The following is a 12,602-nucleotide window of genomic DNA, read 5'->3' as shown; positions in this document are numbered from 1 at the left end:
CGCCGCGCTTGGCCCGGCCAGGCGGCGACACACCCTTCGCCTCCGCGGCGCAGCCGCCTAGGGTGGGCCGCACCACATCCCGAAGCGCAAGGAGCCCACCATGCAGGTCACCGCCGCCCTCGCCACCGCCCCGAAGGCCCCGTTCGAGCTCGCCGAACTCGAACTCGACGACCCCCGACCCGGCGAGGTGCGGGTGCGCCTCGCCGCCTGCGGGGTCTGCCACACGGACGCGATCGTCCGCGACCAGTGGTACCCCACTCCCCTGCCCGCCGTCCTGGGCCACGAGGGCGCGGGCACCGTCGAGGCGGTCGGCGACGGGGTCGCGGACCTCGCCCCCGGGGACAAGGTGGTGCTCAGCTTCAACAGCTGCGGCGCCTGCCGGTTCTGCCGCGACGGGCACCCCGCCTACTGCGCCGCGTTCTACGACCACAACTTCGCCGGCCGCCGCGCCGACGGGACGGCTGCGTTCTCGCGCGACGGCGGCGCCCCCGTCTCCTCGCACTTCTTCGGCCAGTCCGCGTTCGCCTCGGCCGCGAACGTCGCCCGCCGCAGCGTGGTGAAGGTCGACGACGACGCCCCGCTCGAGCTGCTCGGCCCGCTGGGCTGCGGCATCCAGACCGGCGCCGGCGCGGTCCTGAACGTGCTCCGGCCGGAGGCCGGGTCCAACGTCGTCGTCTTCGGCGCCGGCGCCGTCGGGCTCGCCGCGGTCATGGCCGCCCGCGTCGCCAACGCGACCACCATCGTCGCCGTCGACGTCGTCCCCTCCCGGCTGGAACTGGCCAAGGAGCTCGGCGCCACCCACACCGTCGACGGGCGCGCCGACGACCAGATCGACCAGATCCGGGAGGCCACCGGCGGCGGGGCGCAGTACGCCGTGGACACCACCGGCGTCGCCGCCGTCTTCCGCACCATGACCGACTCGATGGGCACGCTCGGGCACGCCGCCCTGGTCGGCGCGAGCGCGCTCGGCACCGAGGCGACCATCGACGTCGGCACCCAGCTGCTCTCCGGGCAGACGATCAGCATGGTCATCGAGGGCGACTCCAACCCGCCGCTGTTCATCCCCCGGCTGATCGGCCTGCACCGGGCCGGCCTCTTCCCGTTCGACCGGCTCGTGAAGCAGTATCCCGTCGCCGAGATCAACAGGGCGTTCGAGGACAGCGCCAGCGGGGCGACACTGAAGCCCGTGGTGGTGTTCTAGCCGGTGTAGATGTCCATCCCGGGCCCGGTGCCGGTCCCGGTGAGGAAGAAGACCGTGAGGACGCCGAGCCAGAGCACCCAGAACACGGCGGTGAACGGCAGCATCCGCCCGATCAGCGAGCCCAGGCCCGCGTCCGGCTCGTACCGGCGCAGGTACGCGAGGATGATCACCAGGTACGGGTTGAGCGGGGTCAGGGCCTGCGTGGCGGAGTCGCCCACCCGGAACACGGCCTGGACGAAGCCGGCCTCGTACCCGATCAGCCCGAACATCGGGATGAACACCGCGGCCATGAGCGTCCACAGCGAGGATCCGGACGCGATGACCAGGTTCAGGATTGAGACGACGACGACGAACGCCACGATGGCCCCGTAGCCCGTGAAGTCGGCGTCCTCCAGCAGGCGCGCCCCGTTGACGGCGACCCACGACGCCAGCCCGCTCCAGGAGAACAGGGCCAGGAACTGCGCCAGGATGAACGCGACGACGATGAACGATGCGGCGTCCCTGACGGACTGGCCCATCATCTCGACCACCGACTGCGTGCCGGTGATCTTCTTCAGGCGCACCCCGTAGGCGATCGACGGGACGATCAGCACGGTGAAGACGAGGAAGACGACGGAGGAGAGCAGCGGCGACTCGGGAAGGAAGCCTCCGTCCCCGTTGCGCAGCGGGGCCCCGGCCGGCAGGGACAGCGCGAGCACCCCCGCGGCGACGGCCAGCAGGGCCAGGCCGGCCCAGCGCAGCGCGGAGCGCTCCGCGGCGGTCACCTCGGTCGTCTCCTCCCCCGCCTCCGCCTCGACGGGGGCCGTTCCCACGCCCATCCGGTTCAGCCGCGGCTCGAGCACCCGGGAGATGACCAGGCCACCGGCGATGGTCAGCACCACGGACAGCACCAGGTTCAGCGTCAGGTTGGACACCGGGGTCACGGGAAGCACCAGGTGCTCCACCGGCCCCGCCGCCGCGTTGGAGATGCCGGCCAGCAGGGCGTCCGTCGAGGTGATGAAGGGCGTGCAGCTGAAGGCCGCGAGGCCGATCGCGTAGGAGCCGAGCAGGCCGGCCACGGGATTCCGGCCCGCCGCCTTGAAGACCAGTGCGGCCAGCGGCGGGATGACCAGCAGGGACGCGTCCGACATGATGTGCGCCGCCAGCGCCACCAGGGCGATGACGTAGGGCAGGGCCCAGCCGGGGGCGCGGCCGAGGGTGCTCTTGACCAGCGTCATCAGGAGGCCGGTCCGCTCGGCGACGCCGACGGCGAGCAGCAGGGTGACCACCACGCCCAGGGGCGGGAAGCCGATGAAGTTGTCGACGGCGGTGGTCATCAGCCAGGCGATGCCCTCGCCGGTGAACAGCCCGCGCACGGGCGTGGTCTCGTCGCTGCCGGGGACGGAGACGGTGACGCCGAACCAGGACACGACCGTGGACGCGGCGGCCACGACCCCGAACAGGGCCAGGAAGAGCGCGAACGGCTCGGGCAGCCGGTTGCCGACGCGCTCCACGCCGTCGAGCAGCCGCGAACCGAGCGTCGGCTTCCGCGGCGGCACCGCGTGCGCCACGGGGACCTGCCCGTCGGGGGCGGCGTCGCGCTGCTTGAGCGGGTTCCGCGCGCTCACGCCTCCGCCCCCACGAGCGCGGCCCGGCGGGTGTCCTTGGCGGTGCGGCCCTTGGCGATGACGACGGCGATGCTGGCGGGGTCGGCCAGGCGGTGGATGTCCGCCAGGGGGTCGACGGCGGTGAGCACCAGGTCCGCGTCCTTGCCGGACTCCACGGACCCGATGCGGTCCTCCAGGCCGAGCAGCCGGGCCGCGTTGAGCGTGCCCGCCCGGATGGCGCCGGCGGGGTCCATGCCGAAGTCGACCAGGTGCCCGAGCTCGGTCAGGTTGGTCCCGTGCGGGCAGACGCCGGCGTCCGTGCCCAGGGCAACGTTGACGCCGGCGCCGATGGCCGCGCCGACGCACTCGTGGATCCGCTCCTGGAGGCGCAGCTTCTTCTCGACGGCGTAGGCCGCGGCCTTCTCCGGATTCGGCGGGGTGAGCCCGGTGGACAGGGTGGGGACCAGGTAGGCGCCGGTCTCGAGCATCAGCTCGATGCCGGCGGCGTCGATCTCGTAGGCGTGCTCGATCGAGCGGACCCCGGCCGCGAGCGCGTTGCGGATGCTGCGCGCGCTCTGGGCGTGCGCGGCGACCGGGACCCCGCGGACTCCGGCCTCCTCGACGATGGCCCGCATTTCCGCGACGTTGAGTCCGTCGTGCCACGGGGTGTCCCGCGGGGACCAGACGCCGCCGGAGGCCATGACCTTGATGACTCCGGCGCCCAGGCGGATGACCTCGCGCGCGTTGCGGACCGCCGCGTCGACGCCGTCGGTGAGCATCCCGATGTCGCCGCTGGGGGCCAGCGCGGCCCCCATGTTGAATCCGCAGCAGGTCCGGAAGTCGCCGTGCCCGCCGGTCGGGCCCAGGGCACGGTGCGCGTACACGAGCTCCGGCCCCTCGACGATCCCCTCGCGCACGGCCCGGTCGATGGCCATGTCGAGGCCCCCGAGGTCGCGCGCGGTGGTGACGCCGGCGTGGAGCGTGTCCCGCAGCAGCGGGATGGCCTGGTAGTAGGGGAAGCCGGGAGGATTGTCGAGGGCGGCCGGGCCCAGGGCCCCGGCGGGCATCGTCAGGTGCACGTGGGCGTCGATGAAGCCCGGCAGCAGGTGCAGTCCGGTGGCGTCGAGCGTCTCGGATCCGGCCGCCCAGTCGGGCAGCTCGGCGTCCGGGCCGACCCACGCGATGGTGCGGCCGGAGACGACGACGGCGGTGCCGGGGCGGGCCGCCGCGCCGGTGCCGTCGACCAGGACGGCGTTCCTGATGGTGGTCAGGGGTGGGTGAAGTGTCATGGATCCTCCGGTGTGATGGGCCGCCCATCCGGTCGTGGCCCGCGTCATGTTCACGGAAAACCGTAAGAGTCCTGACAATCACCCGGCTGTTTTTGCAGGAAAATACCCCTATGGATTCTCATGCGCAGGAAAGCGTCGACCTGTCGGAGCGCGACCTCGAGCTCGTCAACGCGCTGCAGATCGCGCCGCGGGCCAGCTGGGCCGACCTCGGCGCGGTGTTGGGCGCGCATCCGACGGCCCTGTCCCGCCGGTGGTCGCGCCTGACCGGCACCGGACTCGCCCGCGTGGGGATCGCGCCGGCACCCGCCCTGGGGCGCGTCGTCGATATCGCATTCGTGGAGCTGACTTGCGAGAACACGAAGGTCTGCGAGGTCGCGGAGCGGCTCATCCCGGACGAGCGCCTCATGACGATCCAATTCATCGCCGGTTCCGCCCACCTGCTCCTCACGGTGGCCGCCGGGGGCCGGGGCCTCGCGGCGTTCCTGCTCGAGACGATCGGGGCTATGGACGGGGTCATGCACTACGCCGTCCGGTCCGTCACCAGTCAGATCGTCGAGGCCGCCCAGTGGCATTTTCGTGCGCTCGAGCCACGGCAGCGGCAGCGCCTCGCGCAGCTGGCACGGCAGGCCGCGCCCCGGGATCCCGCCGGGGGCGTCGCGCTGGACGCCGCCAACCGGGCCCTGCTGCGCGCGCTGAGCGTCGATGGGCGGACCAGCTTCCGGGACCTGGCGGCCGCCGCGGGGGTCTCGCCGGCCGCCGCAGCGCGCCGCGTGGGGCGGCTGGTCGGGGGCCGGATGGTGTCCGTGCGCTGCGACGTCGCGCGCCTGGGGTCCGGGCGCAGCACGTCGGCGATCCTGTGGGGCGCCATGGAGCCGGACCGCGTGGCGGCGATCCCCGAGGAGGCGCCGGGCCGCCTCCCCGACCTGCGCCTGATGGCCACCGTGACCGGCGAATCCAACATCCACATGGTCGTGTGGCTGAACGACTCGGGAGACCTGCCGCGGGTCGAACAGCAGCTGCTGGACGCCTTCCCGGGCCTGGCGATCCGGGACCGGCGGATCGTGATGCGGACGTTCAAGTACAACGGAGCCAGGGTGACCGAGGACGGGCGGTTCGGCGAGGTCGTGCCCATGGACTACTAACGGCGGTGCTCGTAGGAGGGACCGGAACGGTTGGAAGTGCCGTGGTCGACCGTCTGCGCAGGCGCTGTCGCGGTGGCGGCCTCGCGCAGCGGACCCGGTGGGCTGGTTTTCGACGGGCCTGAAGATGCTTTCGTCTCAGCGGAGATCTCCGCGTTGGCTGAGGAGCATGGTCGCTTGGGTTTCTCAGGGTGGCCAACGCGGCACTGGCCCGCCCACGCGCTGTAACGGGCCGGGGCGCGGGCGGCGGCGGGCCCGACGCGGGGCGGCAGCTGGAGGACCGGTCGAGGCACTGCCGGCGCCCGTCGCGGACCAGCTAGTCGCCGTCGATGTCCTCGGCGACGCTGACGTAGCACTCGAAGGAGGCCGGTCCCATGAGCGCCAGGCCGATGGCCCCGGAGCGCGACCGGTCTAGGTCCTCGTCGAAGGCCCGGGCCACGGGCTCGCCGGCCGGAAGGGAGCCGGAATCGACGGCTGCGCCGTCGGGAGCGTCCACGGCGAGCCCCTCGAGCGAGACCCGGGCAGGGCGGTCCGCGCCGGCCCCGCCCACCGTCACGAACCGAATCGGCGTCGTCGCGCCCCCGCTGGAACTCATGCCGGCCTCCTGCCCGATTGGACCCAGTATGCGCCCGACGGCGCGCCCGGCGCCATGCTCGCGGCGGGTCGGGCCTGCGGCTCCCGCCGGATGCGACCCCTGCCCCGGCGGCGGACCGCCGGCCACAGGTTCCTTCCAAGGTCCGCTTCGTACCGTCCTCGTACCTTCCTCAAAGGTGGGAGTGAACAGTGGGCCCCGGTCGCCGGGAGCGGCCGGGGCCCCACCACCCCAGGGGTGGCTGCAGGGCCGCACCCGCGATCGACGCCGGAACCCAGCGGGCCTCCACCCCGCGCACAGGTCGCGCCCAGAACCTGCCCGTACCGTCGTAGACACCTTCCTCAAGGTGCGAGTGGATAGGAAGCCCCGGCCACAGGGTGACGGCCGGGGCTTCCGCCTTGTCGGCCTGCCGCTCCTACGCCGCGGCCGCCGCCGCGTCCGCGCGCTGCCCCGCCCCGGGCACGGCGGCGCGGCGCGCCATGACGGCCAGGACGGCCGTGGGCACGAGCGTCAGGACGGCGACGGCGGCGCCGACGGCGACAGGCCCCACGGGCCCGAGACCCGTCCCGAGGGCCGCGCCGCCGATCCACGTGGCCGCGGCGGTGCCGGCGTTGAACGCGGCGACGGTGAGCGACGATCCCAGCGTGGGGGCGTGGCCGGCGTAGCGCAGCGCCAGCGCGATCAGCACGGAGTTGGCGCTCAGCCCGAAGACGCCGAGGACCGCGATCAGGACGGCCAGCGGGACCGGCGCTGCGGCCGCGAGCCAGACGCCGCCCAGCAGCAGCGTGCTGGCGGCGGGCACGACGAGGGTGAGCAGGTGCGGGCGGGAGTCGCCGAACCGGCCGCCCGCGAGCGTGCCCACCAGCGAGCCGACGCCGAACCCGGCCAGGACCAGCGGGACGGCGCCGGCCGGGACCCCGGCCCCCGCCAGCAGCGGCGTGATGTAGGAGTAGGCGGCCAGGACGCCGCCGGTCGTCGTGGCGCACGCGGCCAGGACCAGCCACAGCCGGCCGGACCGCAGCGCGCTCAACTCCGACCGGATGGACACGGCCCCGTGGCCGCCGCCGTCGTGCGGGACGTGGCGTGCGACGAGCACCGTCGCGCCCGCGCCGAGGACGGCGAGGCCCCAGAACGTCCCGCGCCACCCGGCCAGCTGGCTGGCGAAAGCGCCCAGCGGGACGCCCAGTACGGCGGCCAGCATTCCGCCGGCACCCACGACCCCGAGGGCTCGCGAGGAGCGTCCCGGCCCGGCCGCCCGCGTGGCGACCACCCCGGAGACTGCCCAGAACGCGCCGATGGCCAGGGCCGTGACGAAGCGGGCCGCGAGCAGCACCGCAAAGCTGGTCCCGAGCGCGACGACGACGTGGCCCGCCGCGAAGACGACCAGCGCGAGGACCAGGGTTAGCCGCCGTGGCAGGCGCAGCGTGGCCATCGCCATCAGTGGCGCGCCCACGACCAGCCCGATCGCGAACACGGTGATCAGCAGGCCCGCCCGTGCGACGCTCACGCCGAGGTCGGCGGCCACCCGGGCCAGGATGCCGGCGACCACGAACTCGGTGGTCAGCATCAGGAACGTGCCCAGCGCCAGGACGTAGACGACCAGGGGCAGACGCGATGGGCCCGCGGTTTCGGGCATGGGGGCACTCCTCGTGCAGGGGAAGGCGTTGCGGCGCGGGCGGGCGGTGCCGCGGCCGGGGTCAGGACTCGGTGTGCTCGGGCCGGGGCGCGGCGGGTCCCGCGCTCTCGGTGCGGGGCGCGGCGGGCCCCGCCGTCGTCCCCTCGCTCGCGGCCCACGACGCGAGCAGCTGCATCCGCTCGGCGGTGGGCGAGCCGGGCTCGGCGGTGTAGATGGTCAGGGTCAGGCCGGGCTCGGCCTCCATGGACATCCCCTCGTAGGCCAGGGTCATGGGCCCGACGACGGGGTGGTTGAACCGCTTGGAGCCGGTGCCGTGGTGCCGGACGTTGTGGGCGCCCCAGCGGCTCCGGAACTCCTGGCTGCGGATGGACAGCTCCCCGATGAGGTCGTGCAGGTCCTTGTTGTGCGGGTCGCGGGCGGCCTCCGTGCGCAGGATCGCGACGGCGATGTCCGCGGTTTCACCCCAGTCGGGGTAGAAGTCCCGGGCCCGGTCGTCGAGGAACGCGTGCCGGGCGATGTTCGGCGGTCGGACGGGCCCTTCGTAGAGCTCGGCGTAGAACGCCCGCGCCAGCGGGCTGGCCGCGAGCAGGTCCATCCGCCCGTTGCGCACGAACGCCGGGCCGGCGGTCACCGCGTCCAGGGCCCACTGCAGGCTGGCGTGCGGTGCCCAGCTCTTGGCGTTGCGCGCCCGCGGGGGCCGTGCCACCGGGGATGCCGCGTGCGCCAGGTTGAACAGGTGGGCCCGTTCGGCCTCGTCCAGCCGCAGCGCCCTGGCCAGGGCGTCGAGCACCTCCGGCGACGCCCCGCTGATCGTGCCGCGCTCCAGCCTGGTGTAGTACTCGACGCTGACACCCGCGAGCATGGCGACCTCGCTGCGCCGCAGCCCCTTGACGCGCCGGTTCGTCCCGCCGGACAGGCCGACGTCGTCCGGGGTCACCTTCTCCCGGCGCGTCATGAGGAAGTCGCGGACCTCGGCTCGGTTGTCCATGCCTCCACGGTAGGCCCGCCGCCGCCGGCGGAGGAGTCCCTGCCGGTACCCCTATAGACGGGGTATCCCACCGCGGGGTCCCCGGGTGGTCTGATGGGGTCGGCAAGTCGTGACTGGATGAAGGAGAGATGCCATGCGTGGTGTGATCATGGACGCCCCCGGAGAGGTCCGCGTCGGAGAGCGCGAGGACCCCAGGATCATCGAACCCACGGACGCAGTGGTGCGCTTCGCCGCGACCTGCGTCTGCGGCTCGGACCTGTGGCCGTACCGCGGCGTCGAGCCGGTCGACGCGACGCCGATGGGCCACGAGTATGTCGGCGTCGTCGAGGAGGTCGGCAGCGACGTCAAGACCGTCAAGCCCGGCGACTTCGTCGTCGGCTCCTTCGTCATCTCCGACGGCACCTGCGAGATCTGCCGGGCCGGCTACCCGTCGCGCTGCGTCAACGGCGAGTTCGTCTCCGTCACGATCGGCACCCAGGCGCAGAAGGCCCGCATCCCGCACGCCGACGGGACGCTCGTGGCAACGCCCGGCCAGCCCGACCCGGACCTGATCCCCTCCCTGCTGGCCGCCTCCGACGTGCTCGGCACCGGGTGGTTCGCGGCGGAGGCCGCCGAGGTTGGGGCGGGCAAGACGGTCGCGGTGGTGGGCGACGGCGCCGTCGGCCTGATGGGGGTGCTCGCCGCGAAGCAGCTCGGCGCGGAGCGGATCATCGCCATGTCCCGCCACGCCGACCGGCAGGCGCTGGCCCGGGAGTTCGGGGCCACGGACATCGTCGAGGAGCGCGGCGACGCGGGCGCGGCGAAGGTCAAGGAGCTCACCGGCGGGCTCGGCGCCCACAGCGTGATCGAGGCGGTCGGCACGGAGGAGTCCTTCCTCCAGGCGGTGCGCTCCACCCGCCCGGGCGGCCATATCGGGTTCGTCGGCGTCGCCCACGAGGGCGTCACGCTGCCGATGGACGAGGTGTTCTTCGCCCAGGTCCACCTCCACGGCGGCCCCGCCCCCGTGCGCCGCTACCTGCCGGAGTTGATCCGGCTGATCTGGGACCGCACGATCGACCCGGGCAAGGTCTTCGACCTCACGCTCCCGCTCGAGGACGCGGCCGAGGCGTACCGGGCCATGGACGAGCGCCGGGCCACGAAGGTGCTGCTCACGCTGTAGGCGAGGCCACCGCAGCCGACGACAGCCGCGAGAGAAGGAGAACCATGCCCCGCCCCAAGATCATCTGCCACATGCACACCCTGCTCAATGGGAAGATCGACGGGATCGCCAACCCACCCCGGTGGGGATGCGCTCCCAGAGGCTGTACTTCGACCTGTTCCTCGGCCAGGACCGCTTCTACACCGGACACCGCGGGTGGATCAGCGGCACCGGGACGAGCCGGGCGCTCATGGGCGGCGCGCCCGAGCGCGATCTTCCCGAACCGTCCGACCCCGTCCCCGCCGGCGACTTCATCGCCGATGCCGACGCGGGGATGTACTACTTCGCCGTCGACGGCTCCGCGAACCTCGCCTGGGACCGGAGCTCCTTCAGCTACTTCGATGTCGATGCCCACATCGTCGAGCTGATCCCGGCCACGGCCAGCGACGCCTTCAAGGCACATTTGAGGTCCGTCGGCGTCTCCTACCTCATCGCTGGTCAGGACGAGCTGGACATGGCGGCGGTCCGCCGGATCGGGGAGACCTTCGACGTGGACGAGCTGATCCTCGGCGGCGGCGGGACCCTGAACTGGTCGATGGTCCGGGACGGCCTGTGCGACGAGATCAGTCTGGTCCTGATGCCGACCGCGGACGGAGAGAACCACACCAACTTGCTGTTCGAGGCCCACGGGAAGTACTCCACGCCCGTGCCGATCGCCTTCTCCCTGAAAGGCGTCCGGCCGCTCGAGGACGGCAGCGTCTGGCTGCGCTACGACGTCCAGGGGCCCGTCGATCAGAACTGAATTCCGCGGCCGGCGGACGGCCGGCCACGGCCCATTACCTGTGTCGGGCCCTCGGCTGGCATCAACTCACGCGGCGGGTTTGTCGGCGTGGCGGCGGATCGGGATGCGGAGGGTGACCCATTCGTCGCCGGTGCCCGTGGCCGCGGCGTCCCCGCCTGTGCCGGCGTTGCCTGCCGGCGACGGGCCGGACCGGCCGGGGCCGCCACTTGCGCTGCCAGCCGGCCCGGCCAGGCCGAGGGCCGCGGCGATGGCGGGGTCGGCCGGGTCCCAGCCGCGGTCGCCCGGGCGGACGAGTTCCAGTCCGCCGATGGGGGTGCCGGGCAGGGCCGGGGCCCGTTTGGTGTGGCTGTCGCCGGTGGGGGTGGTGGCGACGGTGGTGTGCCGAGAGGCGTCCTCGACGACGGCGGCGCCGTGGCCGGGGGCCTCCTTGGCGTAGTTGCACGCCTCGCACAGGCCCTGCCCGTTCCCGGCGCTGGTGGTCCCGCCGGCGGCCCAGGGCAGGATGTGGTCGGTGTGCCGGATCGGGGCGTCGCACCAGGGGGTCGCGCAGGTCCCGTCGCGCAGGGCGATGAACCTCGCCAACCCGGCCGGGAACGCCCGGGACCGCGATTCGAGCCCCACGAGCTGGCCCGTACCCGGCGCCGTGTAGAGCCGGCGCAGGGCCACGAGCCCGGCCGCGAACCCCGGCTCCAAGTCCTGATCGGCGCCGGATGAGGGCGCACTGGTCCCCTCGGGCCCTGGCGTGCGTCTCGTGCCGGTGCTGCCGGCACCGCCGCCGACGCTGCTTGGTCCGCCGCCGGCGTCCGTTGGGCAGGCCCCGTCGCCTGTTCCGGGGCCGGGCGGGCCGGATCCCGGTCCGGAACCGGCGGTGGGCGCACTGGTCCCCTCGAACCCGGGCTCGGGTCTCATTCCAGGCCCGGCGCCCCGGGATCCGCCGCCCGCGCCTTGTTGGGCGAGGGCGTTGCGGATGAGGTCGCGTGCGGTTTGGGCGGGCACGGTCCCGTAGCCGGGCAGGCGGGCCGGTTCGGTGTCGCCCTGGATGAGGGCCCGGTCGGTCATCACGAGCTGGAGCTCGATCCGGGCCGGGACCTTGGTGGTGCCGCCGGTGACGCGTTCGACGAGGGTGTCGGCCATGACCTGGCCCCGCGAGCGTCCGTCGCGGGCGGCCCGGGCCGCGTCGGCGGCCTCGGCGAGGGACCTGAGGACGGCGATCCCGGCCGTCGCCGGCAGCAGGGCCGAGAACCAGGCCATGGTGTCCGGGGCCGGACGGCACCCCACGTGCCGGTCCTGCTCCGCCTTCGAGGCCCGGCGCACCGCCGCGGAGGGGTCCAACTCGAGGGCGGCGGCCTTGGCCCTGCCGGCGACCTGCCGCTCCCCGAGCCCCTCCAGCACGGACGGGTCCGCGCACAACTCCTCGTCCACCCGGGCCCGGTCCCCGACGGTGAGGCACATGGTCTCCCGGACCAGGGCCTCGGCGGCCCGCGGGCTGATCCGCCCGGCCTCCAGGGCGGCCAGGGTGTGGGGCATCTCGACCACCAGGACCCGGCCCACGCCGAGCTGCCGCTTGGCCGCGTCCGGGGAGCACTGCAGGGCCAGTGCGGCCTGCCGGGCCACCCCGGCCCCCTGCTTCCCGGAAGGGAGGCCCTCGCGGGCGTGGCGGTCGCGGACCACGGCCTCGAGCCGGGCGGCAGACTTGGCCTTGGCGGCGGCCACCGCGCACGCCACCTTGTCCAGTTCCCGCAGTTCCCGCACGAGCTCGACCTCCTCCCCGGTCGCGGACCCGACCGGCTCCACGCCCTCGGGCACGACCGGCCGGCCACCCATCGCGGCCACGTCCGCCGCCACCACGGACAACCCTACGGAGTCCATGCGCCGCCCCGACGGGGCGGCCGGGCCCGGGAAACCGCCCACCAGCCCGGCCCGGGCATCCGCGACCGCGCGGCCTTGCGCGGCCCGCTCCTGCGACTGCCGCAGGACACCGGCCAGCAGCTCGCGCCGCTCCTCCGCGGCCACGTCCTCCGTGGCGTCGCCGCCCGCACAGATCCCGTCCATGTGACCCACGCTACAAACCGGGTCCGACAGATTGGAGCACGGGACCCAGCACGAAGAAAAACTTGCATGGGCCGGACGGACGGCGAACACCGCGCCGGGCCGCGGTTACCCCAAGAGGCCGAGCCAGACCGCCGGTCTGGGAAAGCGGAGCGAGCGTTGCGAGGGAACGGGCTGCGGCT

The 12,602-nt window shown here is 73.8% G+C and carries 10 protein-coding genes; 4 read left to right on the top strand and 6 right to left on the bottom strand.

Annotation, left to right across the window (positions count from 1 at the left end; translation table 11 throughout):
* Positions 1-100 precede the first annotated feature (100 nt).
* On the top strand, positions 101-1,201 hold the full coding sequence (locus AC1Q5D_RS05100) for an NAD(P)-dependent alcohol dehydrogenase (RefSeq protein ID WP_481737487.1): 1,101 nt from the start codon (positions 101-103) through the stop codon (positions 1,199-1,201).
* On the opposite strand, the gene AC1Q5D_RS05095 is transcribed toward AC1Q5D_RS05100, so the two are convergent.
* Both AC1Q5D_RS05095 and AC1Q5D_RS05090 read right to left on the bottom strand, forming a co-directional pair.
* Positions 1,198-2,808 (bottom strand): AbgT family transporter, encoded by a 1,611-nt coding sequence (locus AC1Q5D_RS05095; RefSeq protein ID WP_481737486.1) that lies wholly within the window; start codon positions 2,806-2,808, stop codon positions 1,198-1,200. The genes AC1Q5D_RS05100 and AC1Q5D_RS05095 overlap by 4 nt on opposite strands.
* Positions 2,805-4,076, bottom strand: a complete 1,272-nt coding sequence (locus AC1Q5D_RS05090) for a metal-dependent hydrolase family protein (protein ID WP_481737485.1) — start codon at positions 4,074-4,076, stop codon at positions 2,805-2,807. Before AC1Q5D_RS05090 ends, AC1Q5D_RS05095 begins: the two co-directional genes overlap by 4 nt.
* Before the next feature lie 110 nt (positions 4,077-4,186).
* Between AC1Q5D_RS05090 and AC1Q5D_RS05085 the strand changes: the two genes are divergently transcribed.
* The gene (locus AC1Q5D_RS05085; RefSeq protein WP_481737484.1) at positions 4,187-5,218 is read left to right on the top strand and encodes an AsnC family transcriptional regulator; all 1,032 of its coding nucleotides are present in this window, start codon (positions 4,187-4,189) and stop codon (positions 5,216-5,218) included.
* 313 nt (positions 5,219-5,531) lie between these two features.
* Here AC1Q5D_RS05085 and AC1Q5D_RS05080 read toward each other — a convergent pair whose 3' ends face one another.
* The 3 genes from AC1Q5D_RS05080 to AC1Q5D_RS05070 all read right to left on the bottom strand — a co-directional run bounded on the left by AC1Q5D_RS05080 (position 5,532) and on the right by AC1Q5D_RS05070 (position 8,431).
* Positions 5,532-5,810: a hypothetical protein gene (locus AC1Q5D_RS05080; protein ID WP_481737483.1), complete on the bottom strand. Its 279-nt coding sequence runs from the start codon at positions 5,808-5,810 to the stop codon at positions 5,532-5,534.
* 412 nt (positions 5,811-6,222) lie between these two features.
* Positions 6,223-7,443, bottom strand: coding sequence for an MFS transporter (locus tag AC1Q5D_RS05075; RefSeq protein ID WP_481737482.1), 1,221 nt, complete (start codon positions 7,441-7,443; stop codon positions 6,223-6,225).
* A 61-nt stretch (positions 7,444-7,504) separates the two neighbouring features.
* The gene (locus tag AC1Q5D_RS05070) at positions 7,505-8,431 is read right to left on the bottom strand and encodes a helix-turn-helix transcriptional regulator (protein WP_481737481.1); all 927 of its coding nucleotides are present in this window, start codon (positions 8,429-8,431) and stop codon (positions 7,505-7,507) included.
* A 133-nt stretch (positions 8,432-8,564) separates the two neighbouring features.
* On the opposite strand from AC1Q5D_RS05070, the gene AC1Q5D_RS05065 reads away from it, so the two are divergent.
* On the top strand, positions 8,565-9,590 hold the full coding sequence (locus tag AC1Q5D_RS05065; RefSeq protein WP_481737480.1) for a zinc-dependent alcohol dehydrogenase family protein: 1,026 nt from the start codon (positions 8,565-8,567) through the stop codon (positions 9,588-9,590).
* A gap of 127 nt (positions 9,591-9,717) precedes the next feature.
* A complete protein-coding gene (locus tag AC1Q5D_RS05060; protein WP_481737479.1) occupies positions 9,718-10,371 on the top strand; it encodes a dihydrofolate reductase family protein in 654 nt (217 codons plus the stop codon).
* 66 nt (positions 10,372-10,437) lie between these two features.
* Here AC1Q5D_RS05060 and AC1Q5D_RS05055 read toward each other — a convergent pair whose 3' ends face one another.
* Positions 10,438-12,423, bottom strand: a complete 1,986-nt coding sequence (locus tag AC1Q5D_RS05055) for an HNH endonuclease (RefSeq protein ID WP_481737478.1) — start codon at positions 12,421-12,423, stop codon at positions 10,438-10,440.
* Positions 12,424-12,602: the final 179 nt, after the last annotated feature.

Source organism: Arthrobacter paludis (assembly GCF_056782315.1).
Note: the sequence above shows the minus strand (reverse complement) of the source record. Positions and strands in the feature narration are given on the sequence as shown.